This window comes from Ruegeria sp. CDSC025 (assembly GCF_059610805.1).
On record NZ_JBXWOJ010000002.1, the window covers coordinates 68,698 to 92,307 of the forward strand.

Sequence of the window (23,610 nt, forward strand, 5' to 3'; positions counted from 1 at the left end):
CGCGCACAACTTTTTGGCGAAGGAAATGCAATCGCAATGGGTTCACCGATTGCCTTTTGAAAGTGACGGAACGGACAATTCACCAGACCTTTTGTTCCCTTGTTGCGTTTGATAGCCCGCCTCCAACCACTCATCAAAAGGGGTTGGGGCCGCGTGCCGCAACCGCACTCTATGTCAAACAAAACCGTCACAAGCGCGGCCACGCAACAGGGCGCGCTTAGCAAAAACTCTGTCACCCTGCTTGGGGTGTTTGGGCCAAAAGCCGATATGCGCGCGCTGATGCGGATGTCTTCTGGCCGGGTCAAAGAGGTCAAGCTGGGCAGCCGTGTGTCTTCAGGTACTATTGTGGCCATTGATGCCGAGGGCATCATGCTGCGACAAAGCGGTCAGACGACGCGCATAGCGATCCCAGGCAGCTAATCCTGTCTTGACGCGCTGCACGCTTGGGTTCAAACCGCAGTCATGACCGATCAGACTAAAATCGCCCTCATCACCGGGGCCTCACGCGGGCTGGGCGCTGCCCTGGCCGAGGCGCTGGCACCAGAGTACCACATCGTCGCTGTCGCCCGTACCACCGGCGGGTTGGAAGAACTGGACGACCGCATCAAAGCAAAGGGCGGTTCAGCCACCCTGGCTCCGATGGATATTGCCGACCCGAATGCGATGGCCACTCTGTGTCGTGGCATCCATGATCGCTGGGGCAAGGTGGACCTGTGGCTGCATACTGCGGTTCACACTTCGGCCCTGACGCCGACCCATTTCATTGACCCCAAGGAATGGACCAAAGCCATTAACACCAACGCAACCGCCACGTCGGTCCTGATCCCCTATGTTGCGCCTTTGCTGGGTGAGGCCGGCCATGCGGTGTTTTTCGATGATCCGAAGGCGGGTGAGAAATTCTATGGCATCTACGGTGCCACCAAGGCGGCGCAGATGGCTCTGGCCCGTAGCTGGGCGCTGGAAACTGAGCGCACCGGGCCGCGTGTGAGCATCGTGGAACCGGCTGCCATGCCAACTGCCGTGCGTGCCCGGTTTCATCCCGGTGAGGATCGGGAGGCATTGACCAGCACCGCAGATGAAGCGGCGCGCATTCTGGCTCTGTTATAGGAATGGCCCATTGGGCCATGCCTCCGGCGGAGGTATTTTTAGCCAGATGAAGCCGGCGGATTACGCGATGTGAACACCGTTTCTTCCGGCCAGATCGACGAAGAATTGCCATGCCACACGGCCCGAGCGCGCACCACGTGTGGCCTGCCATTCGATCGCTTCGGCGCGCAGGGTGTTTGCGTCGACCGAGACGCCGTAAGAAGCACAATAGCGGTCGATCATGGCAAGGTATTCGTCCTGATCGCAAGGATGGAAACCCAGCCATAGCCCGAACCGGTCCGACAGTGAGACCTTCTCTTCTACGGCCTCAGACGGGTTGATGGCGCTGGAACGTTCATTTTCGATCATATCCCGCGGCATCAGGTGGCGGCGGTTTGAGGTGGCGTAGAACACCACATTTTCCGGGCGACCTTCGATGCCACCGTCCAGCACTGCCTTGAGCGATTTGTAGTGCTGATCATCGTGGCTGAAGGACAGGTCATCACAATACAGGATGAACCGATGCGGCGCGGCGCGTAGATGGTTCAGCAGACGCGCGACCGAGCCCATATCCTCGCGCTGCAGCTCAACCAGTTTCAGATCGGGATGTTCGTTCTGCAGGGTGCCGTGGACCGCTTTGACAAGGCTGGATTTGCCCATACCGCGCGCACCCCAGAGCAGTGCATTGTTGGCCTTAAATCCAGCGGCAAAGCGGCGTGTATTGTCCAAAAGTGTATCGCGAGACCGGTTGATACCCACCAAGAGATCCAAATCGACCCGATTGACCTGCTTAACCGGTTCCAGGCGGTCGGGTTCGACATGCCAGACAAAAGCTGGAGCTGCGGCAAAATCGGGCGCGGCCAAAGGCGCCGGGGCCATGCGATCCAGCGCGTCGGCAATACGGTTCAGAGCTTGTGTATCCATTGGGGCCTCCGGTCGTGCTTGGAGGGTCTCAAACCATGTTCCGCCCGGCGCGACAAGAGTGGCGCATGAAAAAGGCGCGCCGGGATGGGCGCGCCTGTTCATTGCATGATCGACGTTTATTTGCCGTCTTCTTCGTGGATGATATCGGCATCCGCCTCTTCTTCGTCGTCATAGTAGCCTTCTGCGCGCAGCTCGGCCTCGCGCTTTCTCTCAACTCGGGCGACAAGGAAAATCGACACCTCATAGAGGCCATAGACCACGACAAACAGGATGATCTGAGTGATCACATCCGGCGGCGTCACAAGGGCGGCCAGCACTAGAATGCCCACCATGGCGTATTTGCGGACACTGCCCAAACCTTCGGCGCTGACCAGACCGGCCTTACCCATCAAGGTCAGCAGAACCGGCAGCTGGAAACACAGGCCAAAGGCAAGGATGAATTTCAGCGTGATATCCAGCGATTCATTCACCTTGCCGAAGAACGTGATCTTCACGCCCTCGGTGGTTTCGGGCACAACCACGATCTCTTCTGGAACATCTCCGGTTGTCGCCGACAACAGATTGGCGAAAATCGAACTGACATCCGCAAAACCCAGGAAGAACTGCATGGCCAGCGGCGTCACTACGAACTGCGCAAAAGATGCCCCCAGCAGGAACATGAACGGCGAGGCGACCAGGAATGGCAGGAAAGCGCCCTTCTCAGACCTGTACAAACCGGGCGCCACAAAGCGCCAGAGTTGATAGGAGATCACCGGGAAGGCCAGCGCAAAACCAAACACCATCGATATCCGGAACAGCGTAAACAGATATTCCTGTGGCGAGGTATATTGCAAAGTCGGAGACGGATCGCCCAGATCGCGCAGCGTTGCCTCGATTGGTTGGACCAGGAATTGCAGGATAGGTTCCGCGACCGTAAAGGCCAGGACAATGCCAATTACAAAGGCAATGACCGCGCGGATCAACCGCGTGCGCAGTTCCGCCAGATGCTCGATCAATGGGGCCGAGCTGTCTTCGATCTCGTCTGTGTCGGTCATGATTTGCCTTCGGTTTTCAGCGCGGCTTCGGCCTCTTCAGCCTTGGCCATCGCTTCGGCGGCTTCTTTCGCCTTACGCTCAGCCGCAGCACGTGCGGTCGAGGCCTGAATCTTCTTGGCCTGCTCGGCCCGTTCGGCGGCCAGCTTACCGGTCTCGCTATCGGGGTCGAACTTGGTGGGGTCGATACTTTTGGCCAGGTCCTGCGCGGCTTCTTTCACACCATCCATGGCGCTGCCTACAGGGTTAGTGGCCGCGTTAAGACCTTTTTTGATGTCATTTACACCGGCCTGATCCGCCGCCTCGTTCATGGCACTGCTGAATTCGCGCGCCATGCCACGGGCCTTGCCGACAAAACGACCGACATTACGGAACAAAACCGGCAGATCCTTTGGCCCCACAACGATCAGGGCAACGACGCCGATGACCAGAAGCTCGGTCCAGCCCAGATCAAACATACCAGATCAGACCTTGTCTTTGTCGGTCTCGGGCGTGACGTCCTTGGCCAGCTCGGATGCGTCCTGATCCAGTTCCTCTGCGCCTTCTTTGACGCCCTTCTTGAATGACGTAATGCCTTTGCCCACTTCGCCCATCAACGAGCTGATTTTGCCACGGCCGAATAGCACCAGAACCACAACTGCGATCAGCAGAATGCCGGGAAGGCCAATATTGTTGAGCATCTCTCTTCTCCTATAACGTCGGCGCCGTACGCCGGAAATGTGATCTGGGTCCGTGTCTACGCCCGCTGGCCCGCCTGCAAAAGTGAGTTGGTTCAAATCTGCGTTCAAATTTGATCCGATCCGATGTTTTTTACGGCCTCGGATTGATCAACTGACAGGTTTGTGTCAGTTGATAGGGGCTAGGTAGGCGGTATCGAAACCTGGTCAACGGAGATTCACATGACCCATGTTGCAGAAATCGTCACCTTCACCCTCGCCAACGGGACAACCCCGGAAGAGTTCGTAAAACTCAGCCAAGCGTCCGAAGCCTTTGTACGCGCAGCTCCGGGGTTTGCCCATCGTCAACTCAGTCAAGGCGAAGACGGGCGCTGGACTGACTACGTGATCTGGACCGATATGAAGGCCGCACAGGACGCAGCTGCGCAGTTCCCGCAGCAGGGTTTTGCGCCCGCACTGATCGCAGCGATCAACCCCGAAGGCATGCAGATGCGCCACGAGAACGTGCTATGGAACATGACCGCCTGATCGCGGTCAGAACGGCGTGTCATGCGCCGCACTGACCGTCTGTTCGACATCATCCAGATCCTGCGCGACGGCAAACTGCACCGTGCGCAGGACATTGCGGATCGGCTCGAGGTGTCGGTCCGCACGATCTATCGCGACATGGATACGTTGGCCGCCTCGGGCGTTCCGGTCGAAGGTGAGCGCGGCGTGGGTTATATGGTGCGTGAGCAGATCACCCTGCCCCCGCTGAATTTGACCCCGGCCGAACTGGAAGCGCTGAACCTTGGCATGGCAATCGTGGCCGAGGCCGCCGACCCCGACTTGAAAACCGCCGCCGAGTCTTTGGCTGAAAAGATCGACGCCGTGCTGCCGACCCAGGTGATTTCCGAGGCTGACAGCTGGAAATTTGCGGTCTACCCCTTTGCCGATGCCGCACGCGGGCTGGCGCATATGGCCCCGATCCGCGCCGCCATCAAATCACGACAAAAATTACGTCTGAGTTACCGCAGGATCGACGGCGTGTTGACCGAGCGCACCATTCGGCCATTGCATATGGAGTATTGGGGACGAGTCTGGACGCTGACATCCTGGTGTGAACTCCGCAATGGTTTCCGGGTCTTCCGAATTGACCTGATCGAAACCGTCCTGCCTCTGCCCGAGATTTTTGCAGACGAGCCGGGAAAACGTCTGAGCGATTACGACCCATACGCTTAACCCTGCCGTCATCGGGTTGGGATTATCCCTGCCAGCGGCATGGCCCTGACGGGGCCATTCTTATCATTTCAGATAGGGCTCTGGATCTACAGATTCGAAGCCTTTGCGCACTTCGAAATGGACATAGGCGTTGTCCCCGCTCCGTAGCGAGGCAATCTTCTGCCCTCGTCGCACGCGATCCCCTTTCTTGACCGTGATATCTGCCACATTGGCATAGACGGTCAGCAGATCACTGTTGTGTTTAACAACGATGATCGGAACCTGATCTGCATCAGCAGTGATCGCCGCAACAGTTCCCGCCTCTGCCGCCATTACAGGCGTTCCTGCGGCCGCTGCAATGTCGATCCCCTCGTTCTTTCCCTTTTGATAGGTGCGGATAATCGTACCGTTAACAGGAAGCCCAAGCGCCGAATTACTTTGGTTTGTTGGTGCCTCGGCGGTCACATCAGGCGCCGGAGTGGCCGGGGAAATGGTTTCGTCGGGCAAGGGCTGCGTAGCACTGGGCGGCGTCGGTGTCGGAGACCCCTGGCCGGGCTGTGTCACATTCGTTGCAGGCACAGCAGCTTTGCGCGGTGCGGATTGGCTTTTCACCGGGATCAGAAGGAACTGGCCTTCGCGGACGGTAAAATCGGAATCCAATCCATTCCAGTCTGACAGCGCCTCAACGGGAACGTCATAGAGGCGTGAAATTGTAAATGCCGTTTCACCACGTTTCACCTTGTGGCGGATCGGTTCGGGACCGGTTGGTGCCGGTGCCGCCGCAGGTTTTGCGGGTTCAAGCGTTGATGTACGGACCGAGCCATTTGCGGGGACTTCGTCGATTGCCGTACCAGCTATCGTCGCAATATCGACAGAGCTTGCGGAACCGACCGTCTGGGGCAGTGCCACAACTTCGCCCTCGCGCAAGGAATCGGTAGGCATTAGACCATTGAAACGCGCCAGCTCTCCTTCAGGCAAACCAACCCTTGCGGCCAAGTCTCTGACAGTGTCGCCACGGCGAGCAATCGCCACTTGATAGGTCGGATATGTGATGACACCCCTCGCGTCCGGTGCGGGCCGGTTGGTCGTCGCCGACTGTGCTGCTTCGGCGGTGGAAAAACCGCCTACCTGTCCGCGAAGATCATAGTCCAGCGGCCCTTCGCACCCAGCCAGGATTGCAAGGCTAGCCACTCCTAACGCACAGCGGCGCATTGCTGATTTGGAAACTGCTCTCATTTTATTGTCCTCGACACCTGCCCCTGTTCATCGGGGTTCCGGCGCATTTTGCAGAATATTCCTTTAAGCTCCATCCTTCCCAAGCCCTTCTAACAAGGGCACAAAACGGACAGGCAACAATTCGTCATAGTCCAAACCGGATTCGGTGCGTCGGACCCTGATCAACGTCTGGACCGTATCCGATTGCCCCACCGGCAAGACCATGATACCGCCGATTTTGAGCTGCGCCAAGAGCGGCCCGGGAGGGTCCTCGGCAGCTGCAGTCACGATGATACGATCAAACGGGGCTTGCTCGGGCAAACCAAACGAACCATCCGACAACATTGCCGTCACATTTGTCAGCCCCAAATCACGGAACAACTGGCCGGTTTCGCGCACAAGTCGCTTATGACGCTCGACCGTGTATACCCGGCGTGCCAGTTTCGACAGGATCGCGGCCTGATAGCCCGATCCCGTCCCGATCTCGAGCACGGTATCACGCGGACGTACTTCCAGCGCCTGCGTCATCAGCCCAACGACAGACGGTTGGCTGATCGTCTGGCCGCACGCAATCGGCAGCGGCGTATCCTCATAGGCGCGTTCTGCAAACAGGCCTTTGACAAATCTGCCGCGATCTATCTGCTCCATGGCTGCCAGCACGCGTGCATCCGTCACCCCGCGCGAGCGCAGGGCAAACAGGAACTGCATGGTTGTTTCAGGGTCCAGTCCGCTCATTCGATCGACTTTAACGCTTCCAGCGCGTCATGCGCCGTCAGATCCGCACGCATTGGTGTGACCGAGATATAGCCTGCCAGATTGACGGCAGCATCCGTCCCAGGTGCAGTCGGGTTGTGTTGATACCCGCCCTTGATCCACAGAAACCGCCGCCCCGAAGGTGAGCTGTGCGGCTCGACCGAGAAATGTGTGTCACGCCGATAACCCTGAGGGGCGATCCGGGTGCCCAGTACTTCATCCGCAGGCACTGGGGGGAAATTGACGTTGTAAAACAAACGGTAATCGCCTTGTTCTGCCGGCGTCGCGCCCAGTATCTTACGAACCAGTTCGGCACCAAATCGGGTCGCGGATTCGAACGGGTCATCCAGCCCCAAATTGCGCGGACCGAAATATTGAGACAGGGCAATAGCCGGAACCCCCTGCAGGGCCGCCTCCATCGCGCCCCCGACTGTGCCAGAATACAGCGTATTCTCGGCCGAGTTGTTCCCACGATTCACACCAGATAATACCAGGTCGGGTGGCGCGTCCTTCATCACATCGTGCAAACCAGCCAAGACACAATCAGCTGGTGATCCTTCCGCAGCAAAACGGCGTTCTCCCAGCTTGGCAACCATCATCGGGTGCGTGTAGCTGATGCAATGCCCCACGCCGGATTGCTCGAAAGCGGGCGCAACGACCCAGACTTCACCGCCCGGTCCGGCCAGATCGGCAGCAATCGCCTCGAGTGCGATAAGTCCCGGCGCATTGATACCGTCATCATTGGTTAAAAGAATACGCATATGCCCCATCCACCGCAGCGTTTTTTCCTTGATAGACCCAGCCCCGCACTGCGGCAAGCAACCCGCAGGTGCAATCTGAGGCTTTCACGCACCACTTGCGCCTAAACTGCAGTTTTAGACCCTATTTGGGGAATACAAAGCACCGATCGCGGCGAATGGTCAGCCACATGACCCGCCCCGCTTGCGGGACAAACACGTTGGGAACGGTCGCTTTCAAGATTGAATCATCATAGTCCATACGGAATTCAATCAAGCTTTCGTTGCCCAGAAAACGCGCCCGTTCGACCACACCACGCGCGGCTACACCGTCCGTCGGTGTCGGCAGTGGACCTTTGCCATTGCGATCAAAATCCAAACGGACGTGCTGAGGCCGAAATACAATCTCAACATTCGTTCCATCCGGCACACCCGGAGCAAGAAACTGACCAAATGGGGTATCGGCCAAAGCTCCGTTAACTTGCGCGCCTAACACATTTATATCGCTAAAGAATGCAACTGCAGCTTTGTCCGCAGGACGGGTGTAGACGTTGTAAGGCGCACCCTGTTGAACGATTCTGCCACGGCGCATCAGGGCGATCTCATCGGCCATACGCATTGCCTCTTCGGGTTCATGGGTAACCAACAGGACTGCGGCGTCCTCTTCCTTGAGGATCGCCAGAGTTTCGTCCCGAATTCCATCGCGTAACCGGTTATCGAGCCCCGAAAACGGCTCATCCATCAACATGATCCGGGGGCGTGGGGCCAATGCGCGCGCCAGAGCCACCCGCTGTTGCTCACCGCCCGACAAGTGATGTGGAAAGCTGTCTGCGAAACGCATCAGGTCGACTTTGGCCAGCAACTCATCCACGCGTGCGCGTTTTTCATCTTTGCTACCCTTCAGGCCAAAGGCAACATTGTCAGCTACGCTAAGATGTGGGAACAGGGCAAAGTCCTGAAACATCAGGCCAATCTCGCGCCGCTCAGGCGGGACACGGAACACCGTATCGCAGATCAGCTTGCCATCGACATAGATCTGGCCTGTCTCTTGCATCTCGACACCGGCAATCATCCGCAGCGTCGTTGACTTGCCGCACCCTGACGGCCCCAACAGGCATGTCACCTGCCCCGCCTGCACGGTCAGCGAGACGTCATCAACTACCACCCGACCTTCGTACCGGGCGACCAGATTGCGAATTTCCAGACGCGGAGGAGTTGCGTTTACTGTCACCGATGGACCCCGTAGCCTTACCCGATCAAATCAATCGGGCTTGGGCGGGGATAGCAACCCCTCCCTTTGGGTGCAAGGGATCAGCAGCAGCCGCCCGTTTCGGCCTGCTCGGTCGCCTCAAATGGGCTTTCACCACCGCAGCCTTCGAAGATGCCGTTATGGGTTGAGAAATCACCGATGAACTCAAAGTGCCGCGCAAACCGCGTGTCTTTGAGCATCATCCATGTGTTGCCGCACACCGGAAACACCTTATCCGTCGCGATTGCGTGGTGGTCATCCAGCTCAAATATGTGCGCCGCATTGGGCACAGTGCCCTTATAGATCACGGCCTGACCATAATCTTCGCAGGCGGGTTCCAACGCAGGTAACTTGAACAGACGATAGGTGGCTGACAGGAATTTGAGCGGTGCCACGCGGTCCTCAAGAACCGGATTTTCGATGGTCAACGGGCGGTGCGTGACTCGACGCGGGTCGCCGAAACCGGCTTTGCGAGACATCGACAGAAAGTCATTCCAGTACAGCGCACCGGACAGACACTCGCCATACAGAACCTCATCCTCGGCCATTGCCTGCGGTACGCGACGATCCGCATAAACGTCCGAGAAATACATCTCTCCGCCGTCCTTAAGCAGGCGGTGCGCGCCGCGCAGAACGGCCTCCTTATCAGTGGCCAGGTTGATCACGCAGTTCGAAACGATGATATCGAAAGACCCCGCCTTTAAGTCCAGTTCATCCAGCTTTTCGATGTAGCCGTGATGGAATTCCACGTTGCTTTGGGCATACCCAAAGGTTTCGGCGTGATATTCCTGATGCGCGCGGGCTATATCCAACTGCTCGGGCGTCATATCCACGCCGACCACTCGCCCTCTCTCGCCCACCATGGCAGACAGGGCGTATACATCCCGACCGGCACCACAGCCCAGATCAAGGATCCTCATCCCTTCCAGATCCAGCGGCGCGATCAGCCCGCAGCCGTAATAGCGGGTCAGCACGTCATCATGGACCTTGGCGAGGATCTTTTTCAGATGATCCGGCATATCGTCGGGCGTACAACACGCGTTGGTCTGCAGGTCCGCGCTGCTTTGCAGGACCTCGCCATAATAGTTCTGCACCGATTCATGCTTCATCGCTGTCATCCCCTGATCTGACTGATGTTGAGCTAACCCAGCACCGCGCACCGTGCAATCAAAAGCCGAGCAATCTGACGAAAGGTTGAGCTAGCCCAGCAGCTCAAAATCCAGATCCGCGCGCACCCGGCCATTCACCTGAATCTCCAGAAGATGTGCGCCGGGAACAAGCCTGAACGTGGTCGCATCGCCTTTGAGCTTGTGCTTTTTGCTCAAGGTCAGGTTTCCATTCCTTAGCGCGGCCTGTTTCAGCTTGTGAACTTTGGCGGAAGTTTTGCCGCCAGGCCTTTGGAAATGAATGATATAATCGACCAGAACCGGTTGATCCACCTCACCAGCCAATGAAACATCAAACTCAAGCGCGCCGCCAATCTTTGCCTGCCCATTTACCATAACCGAGACCTGTATATCGGCATCAGGGTCATATCCCAGCATCTTCATCGCGCGTGGGTGCCCGGCCTTAACCAGACCGCGCAGGGTATGAGAGGTCATCCACCGCAGCTCGTCCGCGTCTTGACGCTGTGAACGAGACCAGCCCTGCAGGCGGTCCAGTACCAGATCCGGGTCTTTTTTGGAGATGTCGTTCAGATGGTTGGCCACCGACCGCGTCACATAGCGCGTTTGGTCCTGATGCAGCCGATCCAGCAGAGGCAGCGGATCGGTCAATTCCAGCCCCACCGCCTGCCCCCATGGCAAACGCGGGCGGGTTCCTTCGGACACCAGACGCCGCACGTGATAGCTGTCATGTCCGCACCAATCCTCCAGCCGCTCCATGACGTGTTCGGGGTGGCGATTGAGAAATGGGCGAATGGCCCATTCCATCGAAAACCTCTGCGTCAGTTCAGCCAGCACGTCCAGCGCGAGGTCGGGGTGATCAAGGCCGACATTCACGACCCAATCCCCCAGCGGCGCAAAGATGAAATCGCCAAAATCGTCGTCGGTCTTGTTCGGATCCAGCGGCGGCGGCAAGGCCCGTAAAAGGGTCGGAGCGACAGTTGGCAGCTCACCCGGAACCTGTTGCTGCAGGCATTCGGCGATCCACGCCATCCGCTCTTTCAACTCAAGCTCGAGAAGGCGTGACATCACCTGCGTTTGAAACGCCTGTGCATCGAACCCTGGATCAGCCTCGGCAAAAAGCCCCGCCAGATAGCCGGTCTTTTCTGCATTAAACAACTGATCCTTCAGTGAAAATCCTTGCGTCATGGTCACATCGTCAGATTGGTCGCGCCACCATCCAACAGGATGTTCTGCCCGACGATAAAGCCCGCATGCTGCGAACACAGAAACGCGCAGGTTGCCCCGAACTCCTGCCGCGAGCCATAGCGGCGCGTGGGGATGGTTGCCTCACGCTGCGCGCGTGCCTCGTCAACGGAAATGCCTTGCTGCGCAGCCACACCACCGTCCAGAGAATCCGCCCGATCCGTCGCATGTATCCCCGGCAACAGGTTATTGATTGTCACACCATGCGGCGCGACCTGCCTGGACGTTCCGGCCACATATCCGGTTAGCCCGGTCCGTGCGGCATTAGACAGGCCAAGAACGGCAATCGGCGCACGTACGGATTGTGAGGTGATGTTGACCACCCGGCCCCAGCCCTTATCCATCATGCCGGGCAACAGGGCCTTCATGAAGGCAATCGGGGTCAGCATGTTGGCATCCAACGCCTTGATGAAGTCCTCGCGCTGCCAATCCGACCACAGGCCCGGAGGCGGACCGCCAGCATTTGTCACAAGAATATCAACGCCCTGCGCGGCAGCAATCACCTGCGCCTGCCCCTCTTCCGAGGTCACATCACACGCAACACTCTGCACATCGACACCAAATTCCGAACGCAAACGCGCAGCTTCAGCCTCTAACGCGTCGGCCCCTCGCGCGTTCATCACCAGATTCACACCAGCCGCCGCCAGAGCCTCGGCGCAGCCCAGACCCAAACCTTTACTGCTGGCACAGACCAGCGCGCGCTTTCCACCTATTCCCAGATCCATCTGTTCCTCCCCATCTGTGATTATCCGCATGTCTTGCACCCAGCAGACAGGGAAGACAGATTGATGACAAGGGGTTAGTAGAAGAACTCTTCCCGGACGATCTTGCCATCCGCGACGTGATACAGCGCAACTTCGCGCATATCGAAGCTCTCACCGCTTTCCTTGAACTTGCCCTGCACCTCAAAGATCACAGCAAAACGGTCTTCGCCATGCACCATCGGGTCACTGACGTTTCCGCCCGTCACTTCGGTCGAACTCTCCCACCAATCGTGCTTGCCACGGATCGCGTCGCGCCCATGCGCCTCGCGTCCCATACCGGATGCATCGACGGCCTCAACCGAAACGGCATCTGCCGCATACAGCTTATCCAGATTGGCCTTGGCCCGGTTTTCCCGGCATCCCGCCACCAGCTCATCGGCGATTTCTTTCAAATTCATTGATCCTCTCCATTATTTGTTCACTATATGTTCTTATTGCCACAGGCAGACGATTCGAACCAGCCTCTTTGTCTTGCTTCGGCAGAATTCCCCGCCTATACGCGCGACTATGCTTGATACCGCCACGAACCAACCCACCTTGCCGCCCGAGATCGCCCGGCGCCGGACATTTGCCATAATCTCGCACCCGGATGCGGGCAAGACGACCCTGACGGAAAAGTTCTTGCTGTATGGCGGCGCCATCCAGATGGCCGGTCAGGTACGCGCCAAGGGTGAGGCACGGCGGACACGTTCGGATTTCATGCAGATGGAGAAGGATCGCGGGATCTCGGTCTCGGCCTCGGCCATGTCCTTCGACTATGGAAACTTCCGGTTCAATCTGGTGGACACGCCCGGCCACAGCGATTTCTCGGAAGATACTTATCGCACTCTGACCGCGGTGGACGCGGCCGTGATGGTGATCGACGGCGCGAAAGGTGTGGAAAGCCAGACCCAGAAACTGTTTGAGGTCTGCCGCCTGCGCGACCTGCCGATCCTGACCTTCTGTAACAAGATGGACCGCGAAAGCCGCGATACGTTCGAGATCATCGACGAAATTCAGGAAATGCTGGCCATCGACGTCACGCCCGCTGCATGGCCGATTGGAGTAGGCCGCGACTTTATCGGCTGTTACGACATGCTGCGCGACCGGCTGGAGCTGATGGACCGCGCTGACCGTAATAAAGTGGCCGAAAGCATCCAGATCAACGGGTTGGACGACCCCAAGCTGGCCGAACATGTGCCCGAGCACCTGCTTGAGAAGCTGCTGGAAGAGGTTGAGATGGCACGCGAATTGCTGCCCGCGCTTGACCCCCAAGCGGTATTGGAAGGCCACATGACCCCGATCTGGTTCGGCTCGGCGATCAATTCGTTCGGCGTCAAGGAACTGATGGAAGGCATCGGCGCCTATGGTCCACAGCCGCAGGTGCAGTCCGCGGAACCCCGTCAGATCGCGCCAGAAGAAAAGAAAGTCTCTGGGTTCGTCTTCAAGGTTCAGGCCAATATGGACCCCAAGCACCGCGACCGGGTGGCATTTGTGCGCATGGCCTCGGGCCATTTCAAACGCGGCATGAAGCTGACCCATGTTCGATCGAAAAAGCCGATGGCAATCTCGAACCCTGTGCTGTTTCTTGCATCCGACCGGGAACTGGCCGAAGAGGCCTGGGCCGGAGACATCATCGGCATCCCAAACCACGGCCAGCTGCGCATCGGCGACACGCTGACCGAGGGCGAAGCGATCCGGGTAACTGGCATCCCCTCCTTTGCGCCGGAACTGCTGCAGACCGTGCGCCCGGGCGATCCGATGAAAGCCAAGCATCTGGAAAAAGCCCTGATGCAATTCGCCGAGGAAGGCGCGGCCAAGGTGTTCAAACCGTCGATCGGATCGGGCTTTATCGTCGGCGTCGTTGGCGCACTGCAATTCGAGGTTCTGGCCAGCCGGATTGAGATGGAATACGGCCTGCCGGTACGGTTCGAGGCGTCTCAGTTCACCTCCGCCCGCTGGGTCAGTGGTGAAAAGGCTGAGGTCGAGAAATTCGTCAATGCCAACAAGCAGCACATCGCTCATGATCATGACGGCGACATCGTCTATTTGACTCGCCTGCAGTGGGACATCGACCGGGTCGTGCGGGACTATCCCGACCTGAACCTGACCGCCACCAAAGAGATGATGGCGTGACAGGGTCACGAGCTTCATATGCCGGATAATGTCCCGAACTGGGGCATTGTATCAACGATCCGGGGCTCGGCCCCGGACATACTTCGGTTTGCGGCCTATCACCTCGATCTCGGGGCCGACCGGATGTATTTGTATCTGGACGAGCCCTGCCCGGCTGCGTTCAACGTCCTGAACCGCCACCCACGGATCGAAATACGCAACTGCGACGAAGGGTACTGGGCGAACCGAAAGCGCGAGAGGCCCGACAAACATCAGGTCCGGCAAACCGCAAATGCCAGCTTTACTTACAGAAAGGCTGAGGTCGACTGGCTTGCCCATATTGATCTGGACGAGTTCCTCTGGCCGCAATCCGACCTTGGCGCGATATTAGCGGAGATTCCGCAACATATCCCAGCGGTGCGCGTTCGTCCGATCGAGCCCGTGGGCGGAACCGAAGACCTGTACAAAGCCTATATCCCCGCTGGTCAGGGCCGTGATGGGATCGTTCAGGCACTATATCCGAATTTTGGCGGATTTGTTCTTGCTGGATTCCTCAGCCATGTTCAGGGTAAACTGTTTGTTCGCAAAGGCTTACCTCACATCAATTTCCGGATTCACAATCTGTTTCAGGATGGCGAAATCCTCCCGACCAAGGTCGAGCTGCCCCAGGTTGATCTATGCCACCGTCATGCACCTGACTGGGATCATTGGCTAGCCCATTATCGGTTCCGGTTCGAAAAGGGCTCGTATCAGCCAGGCATGTCACCCAATGTTCCGCGCGAACAAGGCGGGATGAACATGAATGAATTACTGAGCTGGATCGAAGAAGAAGATGGGGCTCACGGCCTGCGGGCTTTCTATGATGAAATCAGTGGCGCCGACCAAGAAGTTCGCACCCGCCTCGAAAAGTTTGGGCTGATTAAGCACCGTCCGCTGGATTTGGATGGAAAAGTCGCGAAACATTTCCCCGGAAGTACCTGAATTGTTGCGATAAATCCGCATGGTCAGCCGGTGTCGCAGCATAAAAGTGACTTCATTTGACCCTGCCCCGTGATTTTGTTATGTCCCGCCAAGCCGAAATGCACAAAATATCGCATGGCCATCCGGGCCCGGCACATTCTTTACGCGCGGGCCAGGTTTTAGTGTCCGCAACAACCGGACATACATGACAAAGTTTAACGAACTGAACCTGAACCCGAAGGTCCTCAAAGCCATTGAGGAAGCCGGATACGAAACGCCAACACCGATCCAGGAAGGCGCAATCCCACCCGCGCTTGAGGGCAAGGACGTTCTGGGTATCGCCCAGACCGGTACAGGCAAAACCGCCAGCTTCACGCTACCGATGATCACATTGCTGGCCCGTGGCCGCGCACGTGCGCGCATGCCGCGGTCGCTGGTGCTGTGTCCGACGCGGGAACTGGCCGCGCAGGTGGCCGAGAATTTCGATACCTACTCAAAGCACTTGAAACTGACCAAAGCGCTGTTGATCGGCGGCGTCAGCTTTAAGGAGCAAGATGCGCTGATCGACCGTGGCGTCGACGTTCTGATCGCTACACCGGGTCGTCTGCTGGACCATTTCGAACGCGGCAAACTGCTGTTGACCGGCGTCCAGATCATGGTGGTGGATGAGGCCGACCGAATGTTGGATATGGGCTTTATCCCCGATATCGAACGCATTTTTTCGCTGACGCCGTTCACACGCCAAACGCTGTTCTTCTCAGCCACCATGGCGCCCGAGATTGAGCGGATCACCGATACATTCCTGTCGGCCCCAACCCGGATCGAAGTTGCCCGTCAGGCAACGGCCTCGGAAACCATCGAGCAAAGTGTGGTCATGTTCAAAGGTGGTCGCCGTGACCGCGAGGCCAGCGCCAAGCGCCAGGTCCTGCGTTCGCTGATCGACTCCGAGGGCGAAAAATGCACCAACGCGATCATCTTCTGCAATCGTAAGACCGATGTGGATATCTGTGCGAAATCGCTGAAGAAATACGGCTATGATGCTGCCGCGATCCATGGCGATCTCGATCAGTCACAACGGACGAAAACACTGGACGGTTTCCGTGACGGAACACTACGCCTGCTTGTCGCCTCGGACGTTGCAGCGCGCGGATTGGATGTGCCCTCGGTCAGTCATGTGATCAATTTCGACGTCCCCGGCCACCCCGAGGATTATGTGCACCGGATCGGCCGTACAGGTCGCGCCGGACGCGAAGGCAAAGCGATCACTATCTGTTCGGGACGCGATGAAAAAGCATTGGCCGCGATCGAGAAGCTGATTCAAAAAGAAATTCCTCGCTTGGACAATCCGGTAAAGGAAGAGCCGAAACCCGAGAGGCCAAAGCCCGAGAAAAAGGCCCGGCCAACAGAAGTCCGGCCAACAGAGGCCCCCAAAAGCGACGATAAAAGAGAAGATCGCAAGAAGGATAAAGAAGTCAGAGGCCGTGGACGGCGCGCTGACAACGGTCCTTCGGTCGTGGGAATGGGCGATCACCTGCCCAGCTTTATCGCGCTCAGCTTCGACGAACGCCGCACGGGTTAAATAGACAAAACCAACGCCAGAATTGATGCGCCCAATAACGTCATCCCGGCGATCTCGCGCCGGGTGATGGTTTCGCGGAAAAACAAGATCGACGCGAACAAGCTGAGGATCAGCTCGACCTGCCCCAGAGCCTTGACGTAGGCGGCGTTTTGCAAGGTGAATGCCAAGAACCAACAGAACGATCCGCACAGGCTGGTCAGTCCGACAAATACGCCTGTTCGGCGTGTCTGCCACACGGCGCGCAGCTCGGCCCTGTCTCGCCACAACAGCCACAGGCCCATGCTGACGAACTGGAGCGAGACAACGACTGCCAGCGTCACAAGTGCCCGAAACCACGCATCAATCTCGCCCAGTTCAAGCGAGGCACCCCGATAACTGACCGAGGAAAACGCAAACAGCACACCTGATCCCAGGCCAAGCCGTGAGGCCCGGTTCGTCAGGTGTCGCCACCACGCCCCGTCTCCTCCGGGACTTTTCGACAGCAGCAACACAGCCGTCAGCCCCAGAAAGATCGCCCCAAGCGCCCAGGACGAGACCTGATCGCCCAGGACCAGAAAACCAACGATGGCGGTCTGGATTACTTCGGTTTTCTTAAAAGTTATGCCGACAGCAAAATTGCGCTGTTTGAACAAGGCGACGACACAGATCGTGGCAAGGATCTGAGCCGTTCCTCCAATGGTGGCAAACACCCAGAACCGGGCGGTCAACGGCGGCAAGGAATACCCCGTCAACTGCTGCGCCACGATCAGAGCGATTAGAACCAGCGGGATCGAATAGGCAAACCGGGCAAATGTCGCCCCGGCGGCCGTCAGCTTTACACTGCTTAGCGATTTTTGCAGCATGAACCGCACCGTCTGAAACGTTGCGGCGGCGATAGTGACAGGTATCCAGAGGCTCATGCCGCCTTTTGTGGCCGCAAATCAACCCTTTGGCCAGAGCGGATGCGCCACCGGGTCTTTTACCTTCCAGAAATACGCCCGGAAAACATCGGCATATGAAGGGTATACATAGGCCTTGTTCGTAGCCAGATAGCCCTCTTTACCCTGCTGGTAGATCTTCGGAAGTTGATACCAGGGGGTACGCGGGTTCAGATGATGAACTACATGTAAATTGTTGTTCAAAAACAGAAAAGACAGTATCCCGCGATCTTCGATGATAACGGTTCTTGCCCCCACATCTTCATGCGCACGGTGTTCCAGAAAAGTGCGTATTTTGACAAGGCCAAGCCCCAAATACGCGGACAGGACATAGACCCAGACCGGCATGGGCGACAAGGTCACGATCCAGATAACCGCAACCACGCCCGCCATATGCAAAGCCCATGCGCGCAATATGTCCCATTCGCCACGCGCGGCCCCACGCAACTCGTCCCTGACAAAGGCAACCTGTCCGATTGCAGGGCCCAAAACGATCCGCCCCAGCAGAGTATTGTTCACCGATAACAACCGCCTGTGCCAATGGCCTAGCCCCGACCAAACTTTTGGGTCCAGATAGTTTGATTCAGGATCATCATAGGGATCGGTCAGCGTTGCATCCCGATGATGGGCCAGATGTAGGTCTCGGAACCGCTGATATGGGATGAACAAGCTCAAAGGCAGCGCCATCAGCGCCTCATTCATCCATCTGGTGCGAAAAGGATGCCCGTGCAGCGCCTCATGCGTTAATGATGAATGTAACGCGGCCACCGCGCCCATCACTGGAACCGCTAACCAGATGGGCAGGAAGAAGATCACGGCCAGCCAGGCAGCATAACAGGCCAGCATCAGCGTGAAAGTGCCCCATTCCGGGCCCGGACGCTCAAGCATTGCGGCCCCAGGAAATGCCCGCCCAGACCCTCTCATAAATCACATAGAGCGTCAGACCGATTGCTGTGTTCACCACGGCCAGTGTTCCGCCAATCGCGGCGGATCCTGTGGCGATCAACCCGATCACCGACATGATGATCAGGCCCATCATGTTCCACACAACCGCTTTCACGACCGATCTGCGCCGTGTTTCCATTCCGTCACCCATAATATTGTTATGGCTTAAGAATTACGGCCCATCGATTAGGTTGAACATTCTGAATATGATTAACAAAACTCATCAAACATGATATTTATCACCACATGCAGGATAAAATAGACAAACGCGACCGTGCGGCTCAATTCCGTTTGCGCCTGGCCCGCGCAATGGAAGAACGCCAAATCAGCCGAAGCGCCCTCGCGCGCCAGATCGGTGTTGACCGCTCAACCGTATCGCAACTGTTGACCGATCACGGGGCACGGTTGCCGAATGCCCATGTTGTCGGAAGCTGCGCGACGGCATTGGGTGTTTCGGCGGACTGGTTGCTGAGCCTGTCTGACCGGCCGGAAAGCGCGGCCGAGTTGCTGGCTTTGTCCCTGAGCATGACTGAGGCCCCCCGCGCCCTGGTAGACGAGCGCATATTCGAGTGGCACCAAGAGGCAGCGGGTTACAAAATCAGATATGTTCCTGCGACCTTGCCCGACATGCTCAAGACCCGCACCGTTCTGGAATGGGAATACGCACCGCATCTGGGGCGCACGGCAGATCAGGCCATAGGTGCGTCCGAAGATCGACTGACCTGGATGCGCAGCGCCCAGTCCGATTATGAGATCGCAATGCCGATGTACGAAATCGACAGCTTTGCGCATGCAACCGGCTATTATCAAGGCCTTAGCCTTCGCAAGCGGCTGGATCAGATTGACCACCTTTTGGAGTTGTGTGAACAGCTCTACCCACGGCTGCGTATCTATCTGTTCGATGCCAAACGGCTGTATTCGGCTCCCGTAACGATTTTCGGTCCACTTCTTTGCGTGTTTTACGCAGGAAGCCATTACATGGCCTTTCGCGATCGCGACCGGATTGAAATTTTCAGCCGCCATTTCGACACTCTGGTTCGCGAGGCGGTCGTGACCGCACGGGACTTTCCAGAGCACCTGCAACAGCTCAGAGCAGCGATTTCCCGCGACATGTGATGCATCCCCGTACAACCTGTGGTATCGTCGCCGGGCGCGAACTTTCGGGCATTCCGACCACAGACGGAGGACCACAGGAATGGACGCACTGAAAACAGCCCAATATGCACGGGCTTTGTACACGGCGCACGGTGACCAGGCCGAGGCAGAAGCCGCGATGAAAATGCGCGAATGCGAGGCCGCCGGGAACGCTCAGCAAGCCCGCGATTGGCAAGCCGTTCGTCAGACCATCCGCCAGATCCGAGGCCCCAACCAGGGCTAGGTTACAGTTTCGGGTCGGGATTGACCGTGTGACCATCCACCGCGATCACCTGACCCGACACCAACCGCGCCGCGCCAGAGGCCAGAAAGACAGCCATATTGGCGATGTCCTGCGCTTCGACGAAACGACCCATGGACGTGCCCGAGGCATAGCCCTGATAGACCTCGTCCCGGCTCATGCCTTTGGTCGCCGCCTCGCGCGCCAGCACGCCCTCCATCCTTGGCCCCTCGACCGCGCCGGGGCAAATCGCATTGGCGCGTATGCCGTGGGGGCCAAGCTCCATCGCCAGTGTTTTCATCAATCCGATCACTGCCCATTTCGCCGCGGCATAGGGCGCACGAAAGGGATAGCCATATTGCCCCGCCGTGGATGAGGTCAGGATGATGCTGCCGGCACCGGCAGATTTCATCATAGGCGCGGCGTATTTGGCGGCCAGAAACGCCCCGTCCAGATTGACCGCAACGCACCCCCGCCAGTCCTTCAGGTCGATATCCTCGATTGCGCTGGTCGGCCCGGCAATCCCCGCATTGGCGCAGAGCGAATCCAGACCGCCCGCATCTGAAATCGCGGCGAAGACGGCGCGCATATCACCCTCATCCGCCACGTCAGCATGGTGGGCTGTCCAATGACCCGGCACGCCATCTAGCGCCGCCCGATCAATATCTGTGATCCAGACTTCATACCCGGTCGCATCAAACGCCTCTGCCATAGCCCGACCAACACCCGAAGCGCCAGCCGTCACCAACACCCGGCAGGTCATGAGGGTTTCCGGATCGCAACCCCGGCCCCTTCGGGATAAGGCAATCCGGCCTGCGCTTCGGCGATGCGGGCCATCGCGGCCTCAATGCTGGGCGATGGCGGGCTGGGGCGACGGGTGTCCAGGCTGACATGCAGCAAAAAGCTCTCCCCGGTCGCCAGCAGCGTCTCACCGCTATACATGCTGTGGAACACGTGCAGTTTCTTGCCCTGCCCCAACAGCATCTGGGTGCGTACCTCAATCTTTGCGCCCGCATGGACCTCATTCATGTAACGAATGTGGTTTTCCGCGGTGAAATAGCTGCCCCCGGACGAGATATATTCCATATCGCAACCGATGATCTCCATGAAGCGGTCGGTGGCGGCAGCGAAGGCCTCAAGGTATTTGGCTTCGTTCATGTGACCGTTGTAATCGGTCCAATCCAAAGGCACGGCACGAGACAGAGTCAGGATCGGTTGGCTCAGATCCGCTTGCTCCAATGATGGCAGCGCACCCGGTTTCAGTAGCGCGTCATGCTGGTTCAGCACCGCCCCCGCGCCCCAGTTCTGCGCCTTGAGTGCGCGCATCATCCCCACGAGGTTGTTGTCGCGGATACGCTCCAGCTCGCGGATCGAATGCATGCCTGATTGCGCATCCGACTGATCCGCAATCAGATCCACAAGCTCTTCAGTGAATTCGGGCACATCCATCAGCTTGGTCCAGGGCCATTTCAGTGCCGGGCCGAACTGCGCCATGAAATGCCGCATCCCGGCCTCGCCGCCGGCGACACGATAGGTTTCGAACAGACCCATCTGCCCCCAACGGATGCCAAACCCCATACGGATCGCCTCGTCGATTTCCTCGGTCGTGGCGACACCGTCCTTGACCAGCCACAGCGCCTCGCGCCAGACAGCCTCAAGGAACCGATCAGCGATATGGGCGTCGATCTCTTTCTTGACGTGCAGCGGGAAGAACCCGACCGATTTCAGGACGTCTTGCGCCCGTTCGATCATCTCGGGCGGGTTCGCGCCAGTTGGCACCAATTCGATCAGCGGCAGAAGGTAAACCGGGTTGAACGGATGCGTCACCACGATCTGTTCGGGGCGCAGCGCGCCGTCCTGCAATTCAGACGGCTTGAACCCACTAGTCGAGGAGCCGATGATCGCACCCGGATCACAAGCCTCTTGCAAGCCCTTGTAAACTTTCAGCTTCAGGTCCAGCCGTTCCGGCACACTTTCCTGAATCCACTCGGCACCCTGTACCACATCGACTATATCATCATGGAATGACAACGCACCTTCAGGCGGCAACGGGACGTCGCTCAGCCCCGGTAGCGAGCGGCGCGCATTGTCCAAAACTTCTCCGATCTTACGCTCGGCTTCCGGGTCCGGGTCGAATACCCGAACGTTCCAACCGTTCAGCAGGAACCGCGCGGCCCATCCGCCGCCGATAACTCCGCCGCCAATGATTGCTGCTGTTTTTGTCATCACTTCACTACTTTCAACTCTTGAGGGTCAAACCCATTTTCGCTCAGTACGTCACGCGCAATCGTCAGTTGATTTTGTGTGATCGTTAAATCTCTGCTCAGTACAACTGCAAACGACCTATCTGGGCGGGCCAATACAACCATCTGCTCCCCGTCACCCACGTAGATGATGTGAAACTTTGTGGGGCTTGCGGCAGTGATGTCATATTCAAGTGCAGACTCGGATCGCCGGGTAGGCACGCTCAGGTGGTTTTCAAAGCAATCACTTGCTCCTGCGATGTACCCAAAACATTCGGTCCGGTCCGGGTCACGCAATTGATAGCTAGGGTATGGCTGTCCCTCAAGCCTCACAAAAAGCCGTTGCGTGTTCTTGCTTTTGCGTCTGAACGCAGCCACTTCGAAATACGGCTCGTCAAAGATCGACCAATTCACCGCTTCGACAGGTTGAATAGCAAATTGACGCGCTCGAAAGCCTTCATTTCCGACCAAGCCACACGCTGGAACCAATCCAACGAGCAAACATCCGACTACCCATGAAATAACTCGGCGGAACATGGCCCGCCTAGCTTTTCGGCGCCCGCTTCACCAACCCAAGCTTCTCGCGGACCTCCTGAGGCCCGATCACCCGCGCGCCCATATTCTCGATGATGCTACCCGCGCGTTCTACCAGTTGCCAATTCTCGGCCAGCACGCCTTTGTCCAGCCACAGGTTGTCCTCCAGCCCGACGCGCACGTTGCCGCCCGCCAGAACCGCAGCGGCCACATAGGCCATCTCATTCCGGCCCAATGAGAACGCGCTGAAGGTCCAGTCGTCCGGCACGTTGTTCACCATCGCCATGAAGGTGTTCAGATCATCCGGCGCACCCCATGGAACGCCCATGCACAGCTGAACCAGAGCGTTCGGTTCCAGAACGCCCTCTTTCACCAACTGCTTGGCGAACCACAGATGACCGGTATCAAAGGCCTCAATCTCGGGCTTTACCCCCAGATCGGTCATCATCTGGCCCATCGCGCGCAACGCACCCGGGGTGTTGGTCATCACATAATCGGCCTCGGCAAAATTCATGGTGCCGCAGTCGAGGGTGCAGATTTCCGGCAGGCATTCGGCCACATGGGCCACACGCTCGGTCGCGCCAACCAAATCAGTTCCCGCCTCGGCCAGCGGCAGCGGGTTTTCGATACCGCCAAACACCATGTCGCCACCCATGCCAGCAGTCAGGTTCAGCACGGCGTCGACCTCGGCATCGCGAATGCGATCTGTGACCTCACGATACAGTGCCAGATCACGCGAAGGCGCTCCGGTCTCAGGGTCGCGCACATGGCAATGCACCACCGCCGCCCCTGCCTTGGCTGCAGCTATCGCGCTGTCGGCGATCTGCTTTGGCGAACGCGGCACATGCGGGCTGCGATCCTGCGTCCCACCCGAGCCTGTGACGGCGCACGTAATGAAGACTTCGCGGTTCATTTCCAAAGGCATGGCGTTCTCCCCAGCTTATACCCGGTTAACCCT

Annotated in this window: 28 protein-coding genes; 9 read left to right on the forward strand and 19 right to left on the reverse strand. The window is 57.9% G+C overall.

The window, feature by feature from the left end:
* Positions 1-171: 171 nt before the first annotated feature.
* A complete protein-coding gene (locus AC2FH8_RS03460; RefSeq protein WP_496688283.1) occupies positions 172-420 on the forward strand; it encodes a hypothetical protein in 249 nt (82 codons plus the stop codon).
* 42 nt (positions 421-462) lie between these two features.
* Positions 463-1,107 (forward strand): SDR family NAD(P)-dependent oxidoreductase, encoded by a 645-nt coding sequence (locus AC2FH8_RS03465; protein WP_496688285.1) that lies wholly within the window; start codon positions 463-465, stop codon positions 1,105-1,107.
* A gap of 60 nt (positions 1,108-1,167) precedes the next feature.
* Here the strand turns inward: AC2FH8_RS03465 and AC2FH8_RS03470 are convergent, their stop codons facing one another.
* The 4 genes from AC2FH8_RS03470 to AC2FH8_RS03485 form a co-directional block, all read right to left on the reverse strand.
* A complete protein-coding gene (locus AC2FH8_RS03470; RefSeq protein WP_142633473.1) occupies positions 1,168-2,010 on the reverse strand; it encodes an ATP-binding protein in 843 nt (280 codons plus the stop codon).
* Between the two features lie 116 nt (positions 2,011-2,126).
* A complete protein-coding gene (gene tatC / locus AC2FH8_RS03475; protein WP_142633471.1) occupies positions 2,127-3,044 on the reverse strand; it encodes a twin-arginine translocase subunit TatC in 918 nt (305 codons plus the stop codon).
* Entirely contained in the window at positions 3,041-3,499 is a 459-nt protein-coding gene (gene tatB / locus AC2FH8_RS03480) for a Sec-independent protein translocase protein TatB (RefSeq protein ID WP_281994530.1), read from the reverse strand. The genes tatC and tatB overlap by 4 nt, the downstream gene beginning before the upstream one ends.
* Before the next feature lie 6 nt (positions 3,500-3,505).
* Positions 3,506-3,721, reverse strand: coding sequence for a twin-arginine translocase TatA/TatE family subunit (locus AC2FH8_RS03485; protein ID WP_142633467.1), 216 nt, complete (start codon positions 3,719-3,721; stop codon positions 3,506-3,508).
* A gap of 219 nt (positions 3,722-3,940) precedes the next feature.
* Between AC2FH8_RS03485 and AC2FH8_RS03490 the strand changes: the two genes are divergently transcribed.
* A complete protein-coding gene (locus AC2FH8_RS03490; RefSeq protein WP_142633465.1) occupies positions 3,941-4,246 on the forward strand; it encodes a hypothetical protein in 306 nt (101 codons plus the stop codon).
* Positions 4,247-4,267: 21 nt separating this feature from the next.
* A complete protein-coding gene (locus tag AC2FH8_RS03495; RefSeq protein WP_281994529.1) occupies positions 4,268-4,939 on the forward strand; it encodes a helix-turn-helix transcriptional regulator in 672 nt (223 codons plus the stop codon).
* 63 nt (positions 4,940-5,002) lie between these two features.
* Here the strand turns inward: AC2FH8_RS03495 and AC2FH8_RS03500 are convergent, their stop codons facing one another.
* From AC2FH8_RS03500 to AC2FH8_RS03535, 8 genes are all read right to left on the reverse strand, one after another.
* Positions 5,003-6,154 (reverse strand): peptidoglycan DD-metalloendopeptidase family protein, encoded by a 1,152-nt coding sequence (locus AC2FH8_RS03500; protein ID WP_496688288.1) that lies wholly within the window; start codon positions 6,152-6,154, stop codon positions 5,003-5,005.
* Between the two features lie 63 nt (positions 6,155-6,217).
* Entirely contained in the window at positions 6,218-6,868 is a 651-nt protein-coding gene (locus AC2FH8_RS03505; RefSeq protein ID WP_142633458.1) for a protein-L-isoaspartate(D-aspartate) O-methyltransferase, read from the reverse strand.
* Positions 6,865-7,647, reverse strand: a complete 783-nt coding sequence (gene surE / locus AC2FH8_RS03510) for a 5'/3'-nucleotidase SurE (protein WP_496688290.1) — start codon at positions 7,645-7,647, stop codon at positions 6,865-6,867. Before surE ends, AC2FH8_RS03505 begins: the two co-directional genes overlap by 4 nt.
* 121 nt (positions 7,648-7,768) lie before the next feature.
* The gene (locus AC2FH8_RS03515) at positions 7,769-8,854 is read right to left on the reverse strand and encodes an ABC transporter ATP-binding protein (RefSeq protein WP_185956606.1); all 1,086 of its coding nucleotides are present in this window, start codon (positions 8,852-8,854) and stop codon (positions 7,769-7,771) included.
* Positions 8,855-8,934: 80 nt separating this feature from the next.
* Positions 8,935-9,981: a methyltransferase domain-containing protein gene (locus AC2FH8_RS03520; protein WP_496688292.1), complete on the reverse strand. Its 1,047-nt coding sequence runs from the start codon at positions 9,979-9,981 to the stop codon at positions 8,935-8,937.
* A 90-nt stretch (positions 9,982-10,071) separates the two neighbouring features.
* On the reverse strand, positions 10,072-11,184 hold the full coding sequence (locus AC2FH8_RS03525) for a DNA alkylation repair protein (RefSeq protein ID WP_496688294.1): 1,113 nt from the start codon (positions 11,182-11,184) through the stop codon (positions 10,072-10,074).
* A 2-nt stretch (positions 11,185-11,186) separates the two neighbouring features.
* Positions 11,187-11,966: an SDR family oxidoreductase gene (locus AC2FH8_RS03530; RefSeq protein ID WP_496688658.1), complete on the reverse strand. Its 780-nt coding sequence runs from the start codon at positions 11,964-11,966 to the stop codon at positions 11,187-11,189.
* A 74-nt stretch (positions 11,967-12,040) separates the two neighbouring features.
* Positions 12,041-12,403, reverse strand: coding sequence for a nuclear transport factor 2 family protein (locus AC2FH8_RS03535; protein ID WP_142633450.1), 363 nt, complete (start codon positions 12,401-12,403; stop codon positions 12,041-12,043).
* Between the two features lie 109 nt (positions 12,404-12,512).
* Here AC2FH8_RS03535 and AC2FH8_RS03540 point away from each other — a divergent pair, with 109 nt between their 5' ends.
* The 3 genes from AC2FH8_RS03540 to AC2FH8_RS03550 all read left to right on the forward strand — a co-directional run bounded on the left by AC2FH8_RS03540 (position 12,513) and on the right by AC2FH8_RS03550 (position 16,638).
* Positions 12,513-14,120, forward strand: coding sequence for a peptide chain release factor 3 (locus AC2FH8_RS03540; RefSeq protein ID WP_281971993.1), 1,608 nt, complete (start codon positions 12,513-12,515; stop codon positions 14,118-14,120).
* 18 nt (positions 14,121-14,138) lie between these two features.
* The gene (locus AC2FH8_RS03545) at positions 14,139-15,080 is read left to right on the forward strand and encodes a glycosyltransferase family 2 protein (protein WP_496688297.1); all 942 of its coding nucleotides are present in this window, start codon (positions 14,139-14,141) and stop codon (positions 15,078-15,080) included.
* A gap of 184 nt (positions 15,081-15,264) precedes the next feature.
* A complete protein-coding gene (locus tag AC2FH8_RS03550; protein ID WP_281994523.1) occupies positions 15,265-16,638 on the forward strand; it encodes a DEAD/DEAH box helicase in 1,374 nt (457 codons plus the stop codon).
* Here AC2FH8_RS03550 and AC2FH8_RS03555 read toward each other — a convergent pair.
* Genes AC2FH8_RS03555 through AC2FH8_RS03565 form a run of 3 tightly spaced genes read right to left on the reverse strand, consistent with a single transcriptional unit; the run spans position 16,635 to position 18,639 of the window.
* Positions 16,635-17,537, reverse strand: a complete 903-nt coding sequence (locus AC2FH8_RS03555; protein ID WP_281971990.1) for an EamA family transporter — start codon at positions 17,535-17,537, stop codon at positions 16,635-16,637. The two genes, AC2FH8_RS03550 and AC2FH8_RS03555, sit on opposite strands and share 4 nt — an antisense overlap.
* Before the next feature lie 21 nt (positions 17,538-17,558).
* On the reverse strand, positions 17,559-18,443 hold the full coding sequence (locus AC2FH8_RS03560; protein ID WP_496688300.1) for a fatty acid desaturase: 885 nt from the start codon (positions 18,441-18,443) through the stop codon (positions 17,559-17,561).
* Positions 18,436-18,639 (reverse strand): DUF2061 domain-containing protein, encoded by a 204-nt coding sequence (locus AC2FH8_RS03565; protein ID WP_271947413.1) that lies wholly within the window; start codon positions 18,637-18,639, stop codon positions 18,436-18,438. The genes AC2FH8_RS03560 and AC2FH8_RS03565 overlap by 8 nt, the downstream gene beginning before the upstream one ends.
* A gap of 107 nt (positions 18,640-18,746) precedes the next feature.
* Between AC2FH8_RS03565 and AC2FH8_RS03570 the strand changes: the two genes are divergently transcribed.
* Both AC2FH8_RS03570 and AC2FH8_RS03575 read left to right on the forward strand, forming a co-directional pair.
* Positions 18,747-19,616, forward strand: a complete 870-nt coding sequence (locus tag AC2FH8_RS03570; RefSeq protein WP_142633438.1) for a helix-turn-helix domain-containing protein — start codon at positions 18,747-18,749, stop codon at positions 19,614-19,616.
* A 79-nt stretch (positions 19,617-19,695) separates the two neighbouring features.
* Complete coding sequence (locus AC2FH8_RS03575) at positions 19,696-19,878, forward strand: hypothetical protein (protein ID WP_142633436.1); 183 nt, start codon at positions 19,696-19,698, stop codon at positions 19,876-19,878.
* Between the two features lies 1 nt (position 19,879).
* Here AC2FH8_RS03575 and AC2FH8_RS03580 read toward each other — a convergent pair whose 3' ends face one another.
* Genes AC2FH8_RS03580 through bcoG form a run of 4 tightly spaced genes read right to left on the reverse strand, consistent with a single transcriptional unit; the run spans position 19,880 to position 23,577 of the window.
* A complete protein-coding gene (locus AC2FH8_RS03580) occupies positions 19,880-20,638 on the reverse strand; it encodes an SDR family oxidoreductase (RefSeq protein ID WP_281994521.1) in 759 nt (252 codons plus the stop codon).
* Positions 20,635-22,101: a carnitine 3-dehydrogenase gene (locus tag AC2FH8_RS03585; RefSeq protein WP_281994520.1), complete on the reverse strand. Its 1,467-nt coding sequence runs from the start codon at positions 22,099-22,101 to the stop codon at positions 20,635-20,637. Before AC2FH8_RS03585 ends, AC2FH8_RS03580 begins: the two co-directional genes overlap by 4 nt.
* A complete protein-coding gene (locus AC2FH8_RS03590) occupies positions 22,101-22,655 on the reverse strand; it encodes a lipocalin/fatty acid-binding family protein (RefSeq protein ID WP_281994519.1) in 555 nt (184 codons plus the stop codon). The genes AC2FH8_RS03585 and AC2FH8_RS03590 overlap by 1 nt, the downstream gene beginning before the upstream one ends.
* A 7-nt stretch (positions 22,656-22,662) precedes the next feature.
* Positions 22,663-23,577 carry a 3-dehydrocarnitine:acetyl-CoA trimethylamine transferase BcoG gene (gene bcoG, locus AC2FH8_RS03595; RefSeq protein WP_281994518.1) on the reverse strand — a complete coding sequence of 305 codons (915 nt, stop codon included), beginning with the start codon at positions 23,575-23,577 and terminating at the stop codon, positions 22,663-22,665.
* Positions 23,578-23,610 lie beyond the last annotated feature (33 nt).